This is a genomic window from Burkholderia plantarii, from assembly GCF_001411805.1.
Classification (GTDB): domain Bacteria; phylum Pseudomonadota; class Gammaproteobacteria; order Burkholderiales; family Burkholderiaceae; genus Burkholderia; species Burkholderia plantarii.
Genome location: NZ_CP007212.1, coordinates 4,043,330 through 4,060,068, shown reverse-complemented (window position 1 = coordinate 4,060,068; position 16,739 = coordinate 4,043,330). Strand labels below are relative to the sequence as shown.

Here is a 16,739-nt window from a genome sequence, read left to right as displayed (position 1 = left end):
GTGTGGTTGGAGAGGACGGTGGGCCGAAAGGCTCAGGCGGTCAGTTCGAAAACGCCGTCGAACACCGTGACGGCGGGGCCGGCCATCGACAGCGGCGCGGCTTCGTCGCGCGCGCCGTCCCAGGCGATCGTCAGGACGCCGCCGTGGGTCTGCACGGCCACCGGCGAATCGAGCAGGCCGCGGCGAATCCCGGCGGCCACGGCCGCGCAGGCGCCGGTGCCGCAGGCGAGCGTCTCGCCGGCGCCGCGTTCGTAGACGCGCAGCTTCACCTCGTGGCGCGACACGATCTGCATGAAGCCGGCGTTCACGCGCTGCGGGAAGCGCGCATGGCGCTCGATCACGGGGCCGTCCTCGAGGACCGGGAACGCCTCGACGTCGTCCACCACCTGCACCGCGTGCGGATTGCCCATCGAGACGACCGAAATCCAGCGCGTCGCGCCGCGCACCTCGAGCGGGAACAGCGTGTCCGCGCCCTGATGGCGCGCGTCGAGGCCGGCGGCGTCGAACGGCACGCGGGCCGGCTCGAACACGGGCGAGCCCATGTCCACCACCACCTCGCCGTTCTCCTGCAGCGTCAGCGTGAGCAGCCCGTGGCTGACCTGCACGCGCACCGTCGTCTTGTCGGTCAGGCCCTTGTCGCGCACGAACTTCACGAAGCAGCGCGCGCCGTTGCCGCAATGCTCGACCTCGCCGCCGTCGCAGTTGAAGATCCGGTAACGGAAATCCGCGCCGTCGAGCGTCGGTCGCTCGACCAGCAGCAGCTGGTCGGCGCCGACGCCGAAATGGCGGTCGGCGAGCGCGCGCACGCGCTCGGGCGTGAGGCCGAGGTCGCCGGCGGTGCCGTCGAGCACGACGAAGTCGTTGCCGGCGCCATGCATCTTGGTGAACGGAAGTTTCATGGGCGTTATTGTATGCCGCGCCGGGCGCGGCTTGCGAACCCCGGCGGCGGCGGTCATCCCGGCGCCGCCGCGGCGTCCGCGATCAGTAGAAGCCCGGCTCGCCGGCCGGACGCGTCTTGAAGCGCTTGTGGACCCAGTAATACTGCTCGGGCAGCAGCGGGATCTGTTCCTCGAGGAACGCGTTCATGCGGCGCGCGTCGAGGTCGTCGTCGCCGGTCGGGTACTGCTCCCACGGCTTGAACACGCGCAGCCGGTAGCCCTTGTAGTTCGGCAGCACCTCACCGATGAACGGCACGACCTGCGCGCGGCCGGTTTTCGCGAGCCGGCCCACCGCGGTCAGCGTGCAGGTCGGGATCCCGAAGAACGGCACGAACGTGGAGTTGCGCGTGCCGTAGTCCATGTCGGCGCCGAGCATCACGGGCTTGCGGTCGCGCAGCCAGCGCAGCACGATCCGCGCGCTGTCGGCGCGGCTCGCCATCTCGGCGTCGAAGCGCGCGCGCGCGCGCTTCGCCTCGGCTTCGAGCAGCGGGTTCGAAAACGGTTGGTACAACGAACCGCAGGTGCGTTGCAGCGAGCGGTTCAGCCAGATCGAGCCGGCCTCGATGCCGACGAAATGCAGGCCGAGAAACAGCGTCGGCGGCAGGTCCGGATCGGTCAGGTCGATCGCGCTGTCGACCTCGATCAGCCGGGCCAGCTTCTTCTCCGAGCCGAACCACTGGACGCTGCGCTCGACGTAGCTGCGAATCGCATGACGAAAGTGCCGGCCGGCCACTTCCTCGCGCCGCGCCTCGCTCCACTCGGGAAAGCAGAGTTTCAGGTTCGTATGTACGATGCGCTTTCGGCGGCTCGGAATGCGGTACAGCAACCAGCCGAGCGCGTCGCCGAAACGCGCCGTCACGCCATACGGCAGCAACGCGAACAGCTTCAGCAGAAGCAGCGCGAACTGCGTGCCGAGACGGCCTAGCATGAGCGGTCTCCATGGGGCCGGAAGGCCCGCGCCTGGCGGGGGAAATTCAGGACGTAGCGGTGGGCAACCACGAATGCACCCTTGTGTGACAAGACTGGAAAGCCGCTATAATACGGGCTTCGCCGAGTTAACTGACAACTTGCGGGGCGAAGCCGGAGGGGCGCGGGATGCCTGTCCGGGTCAAGGAATCCGCTAAAGCGTCGCCACTTCATCCGGTTCCGAAGTTGGCTACGTGAATGCAACCGTAACCACCAAGGAGCTTAGCCAAGTGGCAAACGATTATCTCTTCACGTCCGAATCCGTTTCCGAAGGCCATCCGGACAAGGTCGCCGACCAGATATCCGACGCGATTCTCGATGCCATTCTCGCGCAGGACAAGTACTCCCGTGTGGCAGCCGAAACGCTGTGCAACACGGGTCTCGTCGTGCTCGCGGGTGAGATCACCACGACCGCCAACATCGACTACATCCAGATCGCGCGCGACACGATCCGCCGCATCGGCTACGACAACACCGACTACGGCATCGACTACAAGGGTTGCGCCGTGCTCGTCGCCTACGACAAGCAGTCGCCGGACATCGCGCAAGGCGTCGATCGCGCCCACGACAACAACCTCGACCAGGGCGCCGGCGACCAGGGCCTGATGTTCGGCTACGCGTGCGACGAAACGCCCGAGCTGATGCCGCTGCCGATCTACCTGTCGCACCGCCTCGTCGAGCGCCAGGCCAACCTGCGCCGCGACGGCCGCCTGAACTGGCTGCGCCCGGATGCGAAGTCGCAGGTCACGGTCCGCTACGCCGACGGCAAGCCGCACTCGATCGACACCGTCGTGCTGTCGACGCAGCACGCCCCGGAAATCGACCTGCCGCAACTGCGCGAAGCCGTGATCGAGGAGATCATCAAGCCGACGCTGCCGGCCGAACTGATCAAGGGCGACATCAAGTTCCTGGTGAATCCGACCGGCCGTTTCGTGATCGGTGGCCCGCAGGGCGACTGCGGCCTGACGGGCCGCAAGATCATCGTCGACACCTACGGCGGTGCCGCACCGCACGGCGGCGGCGCGTTCTCGGGCAAGGATCCGTCGAAGGTCGACCGCTCGGCCGCCTACGCGGGCCGCTACGTCGCCAAGAACATCGTGGCCGCGGGCCTCGCGTCGCGCGCGCTGATCCAGGTGTCGTATGCGATCGGCGTGGCCGAGCCGACCTCGGTGATGGTCAACACGTTCGGCACCGGCAAGGTCTCGGACGAGTTGATCACGAAGCTCGTGCGCGAACACTTCGACCTGCGTCCGAAGGGCATCGTACAGATGCTCGACCTGCTGCGCCCGATCTACGAGAAGACGGCGGCCTACGGTCACTTCGGCCGTGCCGAGCCGGAATTCTCGTGGGAAGCGGCCGACAAGGCGCTGGTCCTCGCGGAAGCGGCAGGCGTCACGCCGGCCGTCGCGCAACCAGCGTAAAACCGGCGCAAAACTCACATGACGTGCCGCGGTCCGGATCCGGACTGAACGGCTTGAATGAAAACCCCGGCAAGCCGGGGTTTTTTCTTGGGCGCGCGCGATGTGGCGATACGCGGGCAGTGATCGGGCGGCGTGTCGGTCGACCGACGGTGGCCCGCCTCAGCGCGCGCCGAACGCGAACCAGCCGGGGCTCGCCGACAGGCGCCGCGGGCGATTCACGCGGCGGCGCGGGCCGTTCGCGCGACGCAGCGCGAGCAGGCGCAGCGACGACGGTTTGCGCAGCAGGGCCGGCAGGCCGAGCCGGCGCGCGCCGGCATGGGCGCGCATCGCCGCGAGAAACGAATGCAGCCAGGCGCGCAGGCCGTCCAGGCGCGGCGTCGATGCCACCGCGCGCGTCGCCAGCGCCCGGGTGCGCGCCTGATGATGGCGCAGGGTGCGGACGATGCGGCGGGGTTCGAGCTGGGAAAGGCGTCGGGCGGCGCGGTGCAGGCGGGAGGTGAGACGGAAGGACATGACGATGTGACTTGGCTCGTAAAGGTGCCGGATCGGTTGCCCCACGGGCGGCCGGTGTTCGACACCTGAGTAAGGGTAGGCACCGGGCGAACGCCGTTCCGGCGTGGCAGGCCCGGTTGGCCCGCGCCGGTCGACATGACAGGCGTCGACAGCCTACCGGCGATCCATGACGCCCAGAAGTCGAGACAACCCTGAGATCGACTCCGGCGCGGCGCGCGCTTCGCGCTTCGCGGGATTAGTCATACGGGGCGTCCGGCAGTTCCGCGACGGTGGCGGAAAACGGTCGGAAGCCGGGTAACAGGCGGACGAAAAGTGGACGAAAAGCGGATGAAAACCCGCCGGCAGCCCTGCCGCGCCGGCAATCGGCCCGCGTGCCGCGAGATCCGGTCGCGGTCGTTGACAATGTTGGGTTCCGGATCGATCCGCGCCGTCTTACAATCGACGCATTCATAAAAACGACGTCGAGCCAGCCATGTCCCCACAGCATTCGGAGTTGATTCGCGCCCAGATCGACGCATTGCGCGAACACGGTTATGTGATCGTTCCGGGGCTGGTTGCGCCCGAGACCTGCGCCGAGTTGAAGGCGGTCGCCGAGCGCCAGCTTCGCGAGGCCGCCGAGCCGCTCGAATTCGAGGCGGACCTGCGCTATCCCGGCGCGCCGCAGTCGAAGGACGCGCCGGGCGGCCGCACCGTGCGCCGCCTGCTCGATGCCTACCAGCGCGCTCCCGAGTTCGCCGCGCGCGCCACCGCCCCCGAGATCGCCGCCTGGCTGCAGGCGTACTTCGGCGAGGCGGCGCTGCTTTCGCGCGCGCATCACAACTGCATGATGACGAAGCACCCGCGCTACGGCAGCCTGACCGGCTGGCACCGCGATTTCCGCTACTGGGCGTTCGAGCGCGCGGATCTGGTATCGGTCTGGCTCGCGGTCGGCGCGGAGACCGACGGCAACGGCGCGCTGTGGCTGGTGCCCGGCTCGCACAAGGCCGAACTCGGCGCCGACTGCTTCGACGAGGCGAAGTTCTTCCGCGGCGACCTGCCCGCCAACCGCGCGCTGATCGAGCGCGCGGTGTGCCCCGAACTCGCCCCCGGCGACGTGGTGTTCTTCCACTGCAACACGCTGCATTCGGCCGGCCAGAACCGCAGCGACGAGGTGAAGTTCTCGCTCGTCTACACCTATCACGGCGAGAGCAACCGGCCGGTGCCCGGTTCGCGCTCGGCGTCGAAGCCCGACGTGAGGCTCTGATCGGCGGGAGCCGGACGCGGCGTCGGGGCCGTTGGCTCCGCCCGCGCCGGTTCAAGCGTGATGAGGCGACCGCGGCTCACGCGCGACGGCTCGCGCGCGCCTCCGGCATCAGCGTCGGCCGCCCGGCATCGCGAGGCCGATCAGGCCGGCCAGCGTCGCGACCGCGCCGCCGGCGAACAGCAGGATCGTCTTGGTCGCCGGCGAGCCGGTGAAGAATCGCGACAGGCTGTCGTTGAACGAATGGAATGACTGGCCGCCGAAGTACAGCAGCACGATGCCGCCGACGATCAACGCGACCGAGATCGCTCGAGTCATGGATTGCTCCGCTATCACGCATCATCACGACGCCGCAGTGTAGGGTACCGGCGCCATGGCGTCCATCGCGCCCGGCCACGGCTGCGCGAACTCGGCCGACCCGCTACCATGGCGCGGCATGCGCTTCCCGTCCGCCCGCCGGCATCGCCCGGCGGGCGCCTTCACGACCCGACCGAGTGTACCCCGATGGCCTACGAAGCAGCTTCCCACCGTTACGCGGACATGCCGTATCGCACCTGCGGCAAGTCCGGTCTCAAACTGCCGGCGCTGTCGCTCGGCCTCTGGCACAACTTCGGCGATACCACGCCGCTCGCGACGCAGCGCGAGATCCTGCGCACCGCGTTCGATCTCGGCATCACGCATTTCGATCTCGCCAACAACTACGGGCCGCCCTACGGCAGCGCCGAGACCAACTTCGGCCGGCTGTTGAAGGACGACTTCCGCCCCTATCGCGACGAGCTGCTGATCTCGACCAAGGCTGGCTGGGACATGTGGCCGGGCCCATACGGCAGCGGCGGCGGCTCGCGCAAGTACGTGCTGGCGAGCCTCGACCAGAGCCTCGCGCGGATGGGCCTCGACTACGTCGACATCTTCTACTCGCATCGCTTCGATGCCCACACGCCGCTCGAGGAAACCGCGAGCGCGCTGGCCACCGCCGTGAAGCAGGGCAAGGCGCTCTACATCGGCGTGTCGTCGTATTCGGCCGGCAAGACGCGCGAGATCGCCGCGCTGCTCGCCGAGGAGCGCATCCCGCTGCTGATCCACCAGCCCGCCTACAACCTGCTGAACCGCTGGCCCGAGCAGGAACTGTTCGACGCGCTCGACGAGACGGGCGCGGGCAGCATCGCGTTCACGCCGCTCGCGCAGGGGCTGCTGACCTCGAAATACCTGAACGGGATTCCCGACGACGCGCGCGTCAACAAGCCGGGCGGCGGTTCGCTGAAGGCCGAGCATCTGAGCGCGCAGAACATCGAGCATGTGCGCCGACTCAACGAGATCGCCGCGCGGCGCGGCCAGAGCCTCGCGCAGATGGCGATCGCCTGGGTGCTGCGCGGCAACCGCGTGACCTCGGCGCTGATCGGCGCGAGCCGGCCCGAGCAGGTGCGCGAGAACGTCGGCGCGCTGAAGCGGCTCGACTTCACGGCCGAGGAACTGGCCGAGATCGATCGCTACGCGACCGAAGGCGGGATCAACCTGTGGGAAAAGCCGTCGACCGATCAGGCGCTGTGACGGCAGGCCCGTCACGCGGCGCGAGGCTGCATGGCGCGGGAAAAAAGAAGGACGGCGCGCGCCGCGAGCGCGCGTCGTTCACCGATGGAACCGCGGAACGCTTGCGCTAGATCAGCGCGGGCAGCCCCTCGACCAGCAGCAGCGCGACGCCCACCCCGAGCATCGCGCCGAGCACGCGCAGCACGTTGTGCCGCATGTGGTGCGTGCCGCACGGCACCGCGCCGAAGAACAGCGCGCCGGCCAGCGCCATCGGAATCAGAAGGATGAAATCGCCGATCGTGAAGTAGCTCATGTTCGTCTCCCGGCTTGATTCGACCCGCCCGTGAAGTGCGGGCGGTTGATTCAAGTATAGGTAACGAAATCGTGAATTTCGCGTTCCGGATTATTGCGAATCCGGAGAAACATCTTCCGCAACTGGTCGATGTCCGCGGCACGATGCTTCGCTTTCCGAAACATGACGGCGAGCTTTCTTTTGCCGCATCGCACGATCGGGCGCATGCCGGAACACCAGCGCGAGACCGGCGAGGATCGCGGCCATGCCGGACAGTTCGGCTAGCCCGGGCAGATGGCCGAAACCGAGCGCGTCCATCAGCGTGGTGACCACCGGCACCAGATAGAACAGGCTCGTCACGTTGACGGCATCGCCATCGCGCATCAGGCGATAGAACAGCATCTGCCCGGCCACCGAGATCACGAGGCCGAGCCAGAGCACGGCCACGACGAGCGCCCACGAGCCGTCGAACGCCAACGGCGCGTTTGACAGCGGCAGGCACAGCGCGCTCATCGCCACGCCGATCGCGGTCTGCAGCGCGAGGCCGTCGGCGGGTGCCACGCCACTGCGTTTCTGCAGCAGCGCGCCGGCGGTGATCGCCACCAGCGCGGCGAGCGCGAAGCCCGCGCCGGCCGCCGACACGCCGCCGCCGGCCAGGCCGCGCCAGACCACCAGCGCGAGGCCGAGCAGCGCGAGCAGCAGGCCGGCGCCACGCGGCGCGGACCAGCGCCGCTCGACCAGCGCGAGCGTGAGGATCGGCTGCGCGCCGAGCAGCGTGGCGAGCATGCCGGGCGTGATGCCGCGTTCGAGCGCAAGCAGATAGCCGATCGAATAGACGCCCATCAGCAGGCCGATCGCGGCCGTGACGCGCCGCCCGCCGCGCGGCGGCAGCCAGTGGCCGCGCCAGCACGCGATGGCGGCGAGCGCGAGCGAGGCGAGCGCGAAGCGCGCGATCAGGAACGCGAGCGCGGACGCATGGCGCACGCCGAGTTCGGCGAAGATCGCGCCGCTGCTCCACAGCAGCACGAACAACGAAGTGGTGAAATGCGCGGTGACCGCGCGTTGAATGGAACGCATGGTGATCCCTTGTCGATCGAGGTCGCGAACGGCCGCGCGCGCGGTCGCGCGTCGAGGATGTCGAGCACGAACGGCGGGCGGGACCGCAGGAGAAAAACGGGAAACGCGCCGGCGCGGGTCAGCCGTGCCGGGCCGCGCGATGCGGCGGCGGCGCGCCGAGGCGCGGCGGATCGACAGGGGGAGGCGGGGCCGCCTGCACGCGCACCAGCCGCCGCGCGAGGGGCGGCTGGCAATCGGCGAGGTGAGCGTGCGCGGCAGACCGCATGGTTCGGGAACCGTGGATGAGGTGACGAGCCCTCACGTTAGCGCAGGGCGGGGGCGTTCGGCAAGCGTTGCATGCGTGCGTTTGTGCATTCATGCGGGCGGGAAGCGGGGGCAGCCGGCGCCGCCCGCGCTGTGCCGCCCGGCGGCTTCGGGTCCGGGCCGGCTCAGGCCGCGCCGATGCGTTCCCGCGCGCGCAGCCAGCGCGCCGCGACGAAGCCGGCCGCGAGCAGCGCGGCAACCAGCGCCGCGACGCCGGGCCAGCCCGATGCGCTCCAGAAGTGGCCGCCGAGCGAGCCGATCACGCTCGAGCCGACGTAGTACGAGAGCAGGTACAGCGCGGCGGCCTGCCCCTTGCCCTCGGTGGCGAGCCGGCCGACCCAGCCGCTCGCGACCGAGTGGCCGGCGAAGAAGCCGAACGTCACGCAGGCGATGCCGGCCGCGATCGCGGCCACCGGCGCGAGCAGCGTGAGCGCCACGCCCGCGCCCATCATCACGATGCTCACGATCAGCACGCGGCCGCGCCCGATCGAATCGGCCATCCGCCCGGACCATGGCGAGGCGAACACGCCGACCAGATAGACCACGAAAATCGCGCCGATGGTGGCCTGGTTCATCGCGTAGGGCGGCGCGAGCAGCCGGTAGCCGATGTAGTTGTAGAGCGTGACGAAGCTGCCCATCAGCACGAAGCCCATCAGGAACAGCGCCGGCAGCTCGCGGCGCCCGGTCAGGTGCCGCGCCAGCGCGCGGCGATGATGCGCGAGGCCGAGCCCGCGGCGCGGCGTGAAATGGCGCGAGGCCGGCAGCAGCGCGCGAAACGCCAGCATCGACAGCAGCCCGAGCACGCCGATGCCGGCCACCGCGATGCGCCAGCCGAACCACTCGGCGAGCATGCCGGTGATCACGCGTCCGGCCATGCCGCCGATCGCGGTGCCGCCCACGTAAAGCCCCATCGCGAGCCCGAGCCCGTCCGGATGCACTTCCTCGGCGAGATAGGCCATCGCCACGGCCGGCACGCCGCCGAGCGACAGCCCGGTGAGCGCGCGCAGCACCAGCAACTCGTGCCAGTGCGGCACGAACGCGGCCGCGAGCGTGAACAGCGACGAGGCGGTCAGCGAGGCCGTCATCAGCCGGTGGCGGCTCAGGCCTTCGGAGACGAAGCCGGCCACGAAGATCGCGATCGCCAGCGCGGCCGTCGCGAACGACAGCGACAGGCTGCTCTGCGCGGGGCTCACGTCGAACGCGACCGAAAATTCCGGCAGCAGCGGCTGCACGTAGTAGAGCAGCGAGAAGGTGGCGTAGCCGGCGAACAGCAGCGCGATGGCCGCGTGCCAGTAGCCGCGCGTGCCGCGCTCGAGATACGGCGGCGGTGACGAGGACGACGGCTCGGATTGGGCGGGGCGGCGGCTGGCCGGCTCCGGCGATCCGGGTGATGCACTCACGCTGGGACTCCCTGCAACGAACGAAAACCGCCACGATACGCCGGTTGTCCGCTTCGCGTCGTCTGAATGGTCGTCTGGCGGTGTGGTTCGAATGCATCGCCCGAAGGCGTCGTCCGGATCGGCCGGCATGGCGCGCGCGACACGGCATCGGCGCGCGCGGCCGGCGCGTATTGGCCTGCACGCGGCCCGGAATATCGTCCTGCGGCATCGGCCGTTCGCCGCCTCGCGCAAGGCCGATGATCGTGCGTTCTGCTGAGCGTCACATCTGTCGGGTTATGATGGCATTGCGCCGGACGGGGTTCCGGCGTGGCCGAGACGTCCCGGAAAACGGGGGCGGGGCGGCCGGGTCGTATTTTCGCGGTCTTTTTATTTTCATAAACGCGATTCCCATCCACGCGGGAATCGGTTAACAATGGATGCGCGTCCAGGCCTTCGGGCAGCGCGTCCGGGTATTCGCGGCCGGGACACCGGCCGGCTTTGAGTGGGGAAACATCATGCATGTCGGTTCGATTGTCTGCACTACCCATATCGCCGTCCCGAAGGGCGCCCGGGGCATCGTCCAGCGCATTCTCGGTGACATGGCGATGGTGACCTGGTACGCCGGCGTGCCTGGCGAATCGAAGGAACTGAACACCGAGCCCTTCTTTCTCGAGGACCTGATCGACACCGGCGAATCGGTGCTGCCGGCGGGCGCCGCGATTCACTGAACGCTCGTCAAGCCGCTCCGCGCGCGGCACAATGCGGGGCATGACCGACGACCATTCCGAACCCTCCGAGGCCGGCGCGAGCGCCGGCCTGCCATTTGCAGGCCTGACGCCCGAACGCGTGCTCGACGCGCTCGACAGCGTGCTGATGCCGGCCGGCCTGCGCACCGACGGCCGCCTGCTCGCGCTGAACAGCTACGAGAACCGCGTCTACCAGGTGGGCGTCGAGGACGGGCCGCCGGTCGTCGCGAAGTTCTATCGGCCGCGGCGCTGGTCCGACGCGGCGATCCTCGAGGAGCACGCGTTCGTCGCCGAGCTCGCCGCGCGCGAGATCCCGGCGGTCCCCGCGCGCGAACTCGACGGCCACACGCTGCATGCCTTCGAAGGGTTCCGCTTCTCGGTGTTCGAACGCCGCGGCGGGCGCGCGCCCGAGCTGGACCGGCGCGACACGCTCGAATGGCTCGGCCGCTTCATCGGCCGCATCCACGCGGTGGGCGCCACCGCCGACTACGTCGAGCGGCCCACGCTCGACATCCGCAGCTTCGGCTACGATTCGCGCGACACGCTGCTGGCCGGCGGTGTCGTGCCGGACGACCTGCGTCCCGCCTACGAAACGGTGCTGGCGCTGGCGCTGGAAGGCGTCGAGGCCGCGTTCGCGCGCGCGGGCGAGGTGCGCATGCTGCGCGCGCACGGCGATTGCCACCCGAGCAACGTGCTATGGACCGACGGCGGCCCGCATTTCGTCGACTTCGACGACAGCCGGATGGCGCCCGCGATCCAGGATCTGTGGCTGCTGCTGCCGGGCGACCGCGCCGGCGCCTCGGCCGCGCTGGCCGACCTGCTGGCCGGCTACGAGGACTTCTGCGAGTTCGATCCGCGCGAGCTGCATCTGATCGAGGCGCTGCGCACGCTGCGCCTGATCCATTACTCGGCATGGCTCGCGCGGCGCTGGGACGATCCGGCCTTCCCCGCGGCGTTCCCGTGGTTCAACACGCAGCGCTACTGGGAAGAGCGCGTGCTCGAACTGCGCGAGCAGATCGGCGCGATGCAGGAAGGCCCGCTCTGGCCGGTCTGAACGAACCGGCGGCAGGCATGCGAGGGCCGTGCCGCGCGGTCTTCACGTACCACTCGCCGCGCGGCACCGGCCGTCTGGCCGCCGTGCCGCGCGTGCGGCCTCAAAACCTCAGCATCAGCTTCATCAGCGCCGCGAAGCGCCGGCCGTAGGGCGGCAGCAGCAGGTTGCGCGCGTTGAAGCGCGCCTGCGTGAGCACCGGCTTGAGCTTCGAGAACGTGACGAAGCCGTCGTAGCCGTGATACGCGCCCATCCCGCTCGCGCCGATGCCGCCGAACGGCAGCGAGCCGCAGGCGATGTGCATCAGCGTCTCGTTGATCGACACGCCGCCCGAGATCGTCTCGCGCATCACGCGATCGATGCTCGCGCGCGACTCCTCGAACAGGTACAGCGCGAGCGGCCGAGGACGCGCGTTCACGTAGGCGATCGCCTGGTCCAGCGTGTCGTAGGGCACGATCGGCAGCAGCGGCCCGAAGATCTCCTCCCGCATCAGCGTCGTGTCGTCGGGCGCGCGCGTGACGGCCAGCGGCGCGAAGCGGCGCCGCGCCGGATCGGCCGCCGCGTCGGCCAGCGGATGCAGCGCCGCGCCGCCGGCCCGGGCTTCGGCGGCCAGCCGTTCGAGCCGCGCGAAATGGCGCTCGGAGACGATCGAGGTGTAGTCGGCGTTGTTCGCGAAGTCGGGATAGAGCTTCGCGATGCGCGCGCGGGCCCGCGCGATGAATGCGTCCTCCTTGCCGCGCGGCACCAGCACGTAGTCGGGCGCGATGCAGGTCTGGCCCGCGTTCAGCGTCTTGCCGGCGACGATCGCGTCCACCGCGTTGTCGAAGCGCGCGCCCGGCCCGATGATCGCGGGCGACTTGCCGCCGAGTTCGAGCGTGACCGGCGTCAGGTGCTCGGCGGCCGCGCGCATCACGTGCCGGCCCACCTGCGTCGAGCCCGTGAACAGCAGGTGGTCGAACGGCAGCGCGCTGAACGCGGCACCCACCTCGGCGTCGCCGTTCACCACCGCGACGTGCTCGCGCGAGAAAGTCTTCGCGATCAGCGTCTCGAACAGCTCGCCGGTGCGCGGCGTCAGTTCGGACATCTTGAGGATCGCGCGGTTGCCGGCCGCGAGCGCGCAGATCAGCGGGCCGGCGGCGAGCAGCACCGGATAGTTCCACGGCGCCACGATGCCGACCACGCCGAGCGGCTGCGGGATCACGCCGGCGCGCGCCGGCATCAGCCACTTGTTCATCGCGCGGCGGCGCGGGCGCATCCAGCGCCGGCCGTGCCGCAGCGCCTCGTCGATCTCCTCCTTGGCCATCCAGATCTCGGAGAGCAGCACTTCCTGTTTCGCGCGGTGGCCGAAGTCGGCGCTGATCGCCTCGGCGAGCGCGTCGGCATGCTCGAGCAGCATGGTGCGCAGCGCGCGCAGATGGCCCGCGCGCGTGTCCCACGACGGGTACGGCGCGCGCAGGAACGCGGCGCGCTGGTCGTGCAGCAACGCGTCGAGCGTCGCGAGGCCGGGCAGGTCGTTTTTCATCTCGTCTCCTCGGAGCGGCCGGCGGCCCGGTGTCGGGCGGCCCGGGCCGCGGGTCAGGCCGGGAACGCGCGCGCCACCAGCGCGCCGTGATCGAAGCTCGCGGGCAGCGTACCGTAGACGCGTCCCGCCTCGGGGCTCGCCGCGCCAAAGCGCGTCGCGATGAACGCGTCGGCCACCTCGGCGGGCGCGTGGCGCGCCAGCAGCGCGGCCTGCGCGATCAACGCGATGCGCTGTGCGATGCGTCGCGCCGATGCCTCGCGGGCCTCGGCCGGCGCGGCCAGCGCCGCGAGCAGTTCGTCGAGCGCGCGCAGCACCTCGCGCCGCTCGCCGAGATCGGCGCGCCAGGCGGCGACGAGCGCGGCGGCCGCGTCGGGCTCGCGCTCGATCGCGCGCAGCACGTCGAGGCACATCACGTTGCCCGAACCTTCCCAGATCGAGTTGACGGGCGCCTCGCGATAGAAGCGCGCCATCGGGCCGGTCTCGACGTAGCCGTTGCCGCCCCACACCTCCATCGCCTCGCCGGTGAATTCGAGCGCGCGCTTGCAGACCCAGAACTTCGCGGCCGGCGTGACGATGCGGCGCCAGCCGCGCGCCTCGGCGTCCTGGCCGTCGTCGTGCTCGACCGCGTCGGCGAGGCGCATGAACAGCAGCGTGGCCGCTTCCGATTCGAGCGCGAGATCGGCCAGCACGTTGCGCATCAACGGCTGGTCGGCGAGCCGGCGGCCGAACGCGTGGCGGTGCCGCGTGTGGTGGATCGCCTGCACGAGCGCGGCACGCATCAGCGCGGCGCTGCCGATCACGCAGTCGAGCCGCGTCAGGTTCGCCATCTCGATGATGGTCGGCACGCCGCGGCCCTCGTCGCCCACCATTACGCCGTAGGCGTCGAGGAACTCCACCTCGCTGCTCGCGTTCGAGCGGTTGCCGAGCTTGTCCTTGAGCCGCTGGATCTGCACCGCGTTCTTCGCGCCATCGGGCGTGAAGCGCGGCACGTAGAAGCACGAGATGCCGGCGTGGTCGGCGGTGCGCGCGAGCACCAGATGCGCGTCGCATTGCGGCGCCGAGAAGAACCACTTGTGGCCCACCAGCCGGTAGGCCTCGCCGCGCCCGCCCGCGCCGAGCGCGAACGCGCGCGTCTCGTTGCTGCGCACGTCGGAGCCGCCCTGTTTCTCGGTCATGCCCATGCCGATCATCATCGAGCGCTTCGCCGCGAGCGGCACGTCGCGCGGATCGTGCTCACGCGTGTAGAGCCGCTCGCGCAGCGTCTCGAACAGGGCCGGTTCCCGTTGCAGCACGGGGATGCTCGCGAACGTCATGGTCAGCGGGCATAGCGAGCCCGATTCGAGCTGCGCGTGCAGGAAATAGCCGGCGCAGCGAGCGGCCATCGCGCCGGCGCGCGGCTCGGAAAACGGCAGCGCGTGCAGGCCCTCGCCGCGCAGCAGCGTGAGCAATTGGTGCCAGCTCGGGTGGAATTCGAGCGCGTCGAGCCGTTCGCCGCGCGGGCTGTGCGTGATGAGTTCAGGGGGGTGGCGGTTGGCGAACTCGGCCAGCGCGAGCGTATCGGGCGTGGTCAATGCCGCGCCGTGGCGCGCCAGCGCCGTTCGATGCCAGGGCGCGCCGTGCCGCTCGACGGCGGCCGCGAGCGCGAGGTCGGTTTCAAACGCGTTGTAGTCGGTGAGCGGCGGAGCCTGATTCGTGACCTGATGCGTGGCTGCCGGTGCCTGCTGATCCATGCCGGTGTCTCCCATTTCGCGGCGCGCGGAGGCGCGAAACCGCCCGCTGCCGCGCGAGGCGAATCCGGCCATCTTACGGCCGCGCGCGCCCGGCGTTTAGAGGAATCGCTCTTGATTCCGTGCGCCGCTTCACGCGTCGCGTTCCTACAATGCGCGAACATTACAGACGATGGCGCCGCTCGCCGTGCAAGGCGAAGCCGGTCACTGTTCATGACATGAAGGAGACATGACATGCAGTACGACTATCTGATCGTGGGTGGCGGATCGGGCGGCGCGAGCCTTGCCGCGCGCCTCGCCGACGCGTGCCCCGACGCCACCATCGCGCTGATCGAGGCGGGCGGCGACAACCGGCGCAACCTGCTGGTCAACCTGCCGATGGGCATCGCCGCGCTGGTGCCGTACCGGCTCGGTACCAACTACGGCTACCAGACGGAGCCGCAGGCCGGGCTCGGCGGGCGGCGCGGTTACCAGCCGCGCGGGCGGGGGCTGGGCGGTTCGAGCGCGATCAACGCGATGATCTACACGCGCGGCCATCCGCTCGACTACGACGAATGGGCCGCGCTGGGCTGCACCGGCTGGGGCTGGCAGGACGTGCTGCCCTACTTTCGCCGCGCCGAGGGCAACCAGCGCGGCGCGAACGAATGGCACGGCGCCGACGGGCCGCTGACGGTGTCCGACCTGCGCTTTCGCAATCCGTTCGCACAACGATTCATCGATGCGGCGCGCGCGGCCGGCTATCCGCTCAACGACGATTTCAACGGCCCCGAGCAGGAGGGCGTCGGCTTTTACCAGGTCACGCATCGCGACGGCGCGCGCTGCAGCGTCGCGCGCGCCTATCTCCACGACCAGCCGCGCGACAACCTGCGCATCCTCACCGGTGCCACCGCGCTGCGCGTGGTGTTCGACGGCAGGCGCGCGGCCGGCGTCACGCTCGAACGCGGCGGCAGGATCGAGACGATCGGCGCGCGCGCCGAGGTGATCGTGGCGGCCGGCGCGTTCAACTCGCCGCAGCTGCTGATGTGTTCGGGCATCGGGCCGGGCGAGTCGCTGCGCGCGCACGGCATCGAGGTGATCCACGACGCGCCCGAGGTCGGCCGCAACCTGATCGACCATATCGACTTCATCATCAACAAGCGCGTGGATTCGACGGAGCTGGTGGGGATCTGCCTGCGAGGGCTGGCCAAGATGACGCCGCAGCTGTTGCGCTGGCTCTCGAAGCGCGACGGCATGATGTCGAGCAACGTCGCCGAGGCGGGCGGCTTCCTCAAGAGCGCGCCGGAGCTCGACCGCCCCGACCTGCAGCTGCATTTCTGCACCGCGCTCGTCGACGATCACAACCGTCACATGCACTGGGGCTTCGGTTATTCGCTGCACGTCTGCGCGCTGCGGCCGTGGAGCCGCGGCAGCGTCACGCTGGCGAGCGGCGACGCGCGCGAGGCGCCGCGCATCGACCCGCGCTTCCTCAGCGACGCGCGCGATCTCGACCTGCTGATGACGGGCGCGAAGGCGATCCGCCGGATCCTGGCGGCCGAGCCGCTCGCCTCGCAAGGCGGGCGTGAACTCTACACCGATCCGGCCGACGACGACGCCACGCTGCGCGCGGCCATCGTCGCGCACGCGGACACCATCTACCACCCGGTCGGCACCTGCCGGATGGGCGGCGACGCGGCGTCGGTGGTCGATCCGCAGCTGCGCGTGCGCGGCGTGACGGGGCTGCGCGTGGTCGATGCGTCGGTGATGCCGACGCTGATCGGCGGCAACACCAACGCACCGTCGGTGATGATCGGCGAGCGCGCGGCTGACTTCATCGTGGCCGCGCGGCGCGGGACCGGGCCGCAGCGCATCGAGAACGTGGCCCCGGTGGTGCCTGTTGCGGCCGCCGCGGGCGGGTGGATCCCGGGCGGCTGAGCGTGGGGATGGACGGGGAGGGGGGAAGCGCGGCGCCCGAAGCGGGCGGCGTGAAGGCAGTCCGAAGGCAGTCCGAAGGCGGCCCGATGGCGGCCGCCGGCAGGAATTCACGGCCGCGGGCAGAAT

15 protein-coding genes are annotated in these 16,739 nt (G+C 70.1%); 6 read left to right on the top strand and 9 right to left on the bottom strand.

Features of this window, described 5'->3' with window-relative positions; all coding sequences use genetic code 11:
• Nucleotides 1-32: 32 nt before the first annotated feature.
• Both dapF and bpln_RS17440 read right to left on the bottom strand, forming a co-directional pair.
• Entirely contained in the window at nt 33-899 is an 867-nt protein-coding gene (dapF, locus tag bpln_RS17445) for a diaminopimelate epimerase (protein ID WP_055139374.1), read from the bottom strand.
• 82 nt (nt 900-981) lie between these two features.
• Nucleotides 982-1,866 carry a lipid A biosynthesis lauroyl acyltransferase gene (locus bpln_RS17440; protein WP_042626270.1) on the bottom strand — a complete coding sequence of 295 codons (885 nt, stop codon included), beginning with the start codon at nt 1,864-1,866 and terminating at the stop codon, nt 982-984.
• 268 nt (nt 1,867-2,134) lie between these two features.
• Between bpln_RS17440 and metK the strand changes: the two genes are divergently transcribed.
• Nucleotides 2,135-3,325 carry a methionine adenosyltransferase gene (gene metK, locus bpln_RS17435; protein WP_042626269.1) on the top strand — a complete coding sequence of 397 codons (1,191 nt, stop codon included), beginning with the start codon at nt 2,135-2,137 and terminating at the stop codon, nt 3,323-3,325.
• Nucleotides 3,326-3,484: 159 nt separating this feature from the next.
• Here metK and bpln_RS17430 read toward each other — a convergent pair whose 3' ends face one another.
• Nucleotides 3,485-3,838 carry a hypothetical protein gene (locus bpln_RS17430; RefSeq protein ID WP_042626268.1) on the bottom strand — a complete coding sequence of 118 codons (354 nt, stop codon included), beginning with the start codon at nt 3,836-3,838 and terminating at the stop codon, nt 3,485-3,487.
• Nucleotides 3,839-4,310: 472 nt separating this feature from the next.
• Between bpln_RS17430 and bpln_RS17425 the strand changes: the two genes are divergently transcribed.
• Nucleotides 4,311-5,081 (top strand): phytanoyl-CoA dioxygenase family protein, encoded by a 771-nt coding sequence (locus bpln_RS17425; RefSeq protein ID WP_042626267.1) that lies wholly within the window; start codon nt 4,311-4,313, stop codon nt 5,079-5,081.
• A 108-nt stretch (nt 5,082-5,189) separates the two neighbouring features.
• On the opposite strand, the gene bpln_RS17420 is transcribed toward bpln_RS17425, so the two are convergent.
• Complete coding sequence (locus bpln_RS17420; RefSeq protein WP_042626266.1) at nt 5,190-5,396, bottom strand: DUF3185 family protein; 207 nt, start codon at nt 5,394-5,396, stop codon at nt 5,190-5,192.
• Between the two features lie 186 nt (nt 5,397-5,582).
• Here bpln_RS17420 and mgrA point away from each other — a divergent pair, with 186 nt between their 5' ends.
• Complete coding sequence (mgrA, locus tag bpln_RS17415) at nt 5,583-6,626, top strand: L-glyceraldehyde 3-phosphate reductase (protein ID WP_042626265.1); 1,044 nt, start codon at nt 5,583-5,585, stop codon at nt 6,624-6,626.
• A 106-nt stretch (nt 6,627-6,732) separates the two neighbouring features.
• On the opposite strand, the gene bpln_RS17410 is transcribed toward mgrA, so the two are convergent.
• From bpln_RS17410 to bpln_RS17400, 3 genes are all read right to left on the bottom strand, one after another.
• Nucleotides 6,733-6,918: a hypothetical protein gene (locus bpln_RS17410; RefSeq protein WP_042626264.1), complete on the bottom strand. Its 186-nt coding sequence runs from the start codon at nt 6,916-6,918 to the stop codon at nt 6,733-6,735.
• 90 nt (nt 6,919-7,008) lie between these two features.
• Nucleotides 7,009-7,974, bottom strand: a complete 966-nt coding sequence (locus bpln_RS17405; protein ID WP_055139373.1) for a DMT family transporter — start codon at nt 7,972-7,974, stop codon at nt 7,009-7,011.
• Nucleotides 7,975-8,402: 428 nt separating this feature from the next.
• Nucleotides 8,403-9,677, bottom strand: a complete 1,275-nt coding sequence (locus bpln_RS17400) for an MFS transporter (RefSeq protein ID WP_055139372.1) — start codon at nt 9,675-9,677, stop codon at nt 8,403-8,405.
• Between the two features lie 494 nt (nt 9,678-10,171).
• Between bpln_RS17400 and bpln_RS17395 the strand changes: the two genes are divergently transcribed.
• Both bpln_RS17395 and bpln_RS17390 read left to right on the top strand, forming a co-directional pair.
• Complete coding sequence (locus bpln_RS17395; protein WP_006402972.1) at nt 10,172-10,384, top strand: hypothetical protein; 213 nt, start codon at nt 10,172-10,174, stop codon at nt 10,382-10,384.
• A 40-nt stretch (nt 10,385-10,424) separates the two neighbouring features.
• Nucleotides 10,425-11,456, top strand: a complete 1,032-nt coding sequence (locus bpln_RS17390; RefSeq protein ID WP_055139567.1) for a serine/threonine protein kinase — start codon at nt 10,425-10,427, stop codon at nt 11,454-11,456.
• Nucleotides 11,457-11,556: 100 nt separating this feature from the next.
• On the opposite strand, the gene bpln_RS17385 is transcribed toward bpln_RS17390, so the two are convergent.
• Nucleotides 11,557-12,975, bottom strand: a complete 1,419-nt coding sequence (locus tag bpln_RS17385; RefSeq protein ID WP_042626261.1) for a coniferyl aldehyde dehydrogenase — start codon at nt 12,973-12,975, stop codon at nt 11,557-11,559.
• A gap of 53 nt (nt 12,976-13,028) precedes the next feature.
• Nucleotides 13,029-14,705 (bottom strand): isovaleryl-CoA dehydrogenase, encoded by a 1,677-nt coding sequence (locus tag bpln_RS17380; RefSeq protein WP_055139566.1) that lies wholly within the window; start codon nt 14,703-14,705, stop codon nt 13,029-13,031.
• A 231-nt stretch (nt 14,706-14,936) separates the two neighbouring features.
• Here bpln_RS17380 and bpln_RS17375 point away from each other — a divergent pair, with 231 nt between their 5' ends.
• Entirely contained in the window at nt 14,937-16,613 is a 1,677-nt protein-coding gene (locus bpln_RS17375) for a GMC family oxidoreductase (RefSeq protein WP_055139371.1), read from the top strand.
• The last annotated feature ends 126 nt before the right edge of the window (nt 16,614-16,739 follow it).

What these genes read in the sequence shown, in the direction of transcription:
- bpln_RS17440 (WP_042626270.1), bottom strand. Translation starts at nt 1,866, where the DNA reads ATGCTAGGCCGTCTCGGCACGCAGTTCGCGCTGCTTCTGCTGAAGCTG.
- bpln_RS17395 (WP_006402972.1), top strand. Translation starts at nt 10,172, where the DNA reads ATGCATGTCGGTTCGATTGTCTGCACTACCCATATCGCCGTCCCGAAG.
- bpln_RS17430 (WP_042626268.1), bottom strand. Translation starts at nt 3,838, where the DNA reads ATGTCCTTCCGTCTCACCTCCCGCCTGCACCGCGCCGCCCGACGCCTT.
- bpln_RS17390 (WP_055139567.1), top strand. Translation starts at nt 10,425, where the DNA reads ATGACCGACGACCATTCCGAACCCTCCGAGGCCGGCGCGAGCGCCGGC.
- mgrA (WP_042626265.1), top strand. Translation starts at nt 5,583, where the DNA reads ATGGCCTACGAAGCAGCTTCCCACCGTTACGCGGACATGCCGTATCGC.
- bpln_RS17425 (WP_042626267.1), top strand. Translation starts at nt 4,311, where the DNA reads ATGTCCCCACAGCATTCGGAGTTGATTCGCGCCCAGATCGACGCATTG.
- bpln_RS17380 (WP_055139566.1), bottom strand. Translation starts at nt 14,705, where the DNA reads ATGGATCAGCAGGCACCGGCAGCCACGCATCAGGTCACGAATCAGGCT.
- bpln_RS17420 (WP_042626266.1), bottom strand. Translation starts at nt 5,396, where the DNA reads ATGACTCGAGCGATCTCGGTCGCGTTGATCGTCGGCGGCATCGTGCTG.
- dapF (WP_055139374.1), bottom strand. Translation starts at nt 899, where the DNA reads ATGAAACTTCCGTTCACCAAGATGCATGGCGCCGGCAACGACTTCGTC.
- bpln_RS17375 (WP_055139371.1), top strand. Translation starts at nt 14,937, where the DNA reads ATGCAGTACGACTATCTGATCGTGGGTGGCGGATCGGGCGGCGCGAGC.
- bpln_RS17385 (WP_042626261.1), bottom strand. Translation starts at nt 12,975, where the DNA reads ATGAAAAACGACCTGCCCGGCCTCGCGACGCTCGACGCGTTGCTGCAC.
- bpln_RS17405 (WP_055139373.1), bottom strand. Translation starts at nt 7,974, where the DNA reads ATGCGTTCCATTCAACGCGCGGTCACCGCGCATTTCACCACTTCGTTG.
- bpln_RS17410 (WP_042626264.1), bottom strand. Translation starts at nt 6,918, where the DNA reads ATGAGCTACTTCACGATCGGCGATTTCATCCTTCTGATTCCGATGGCG.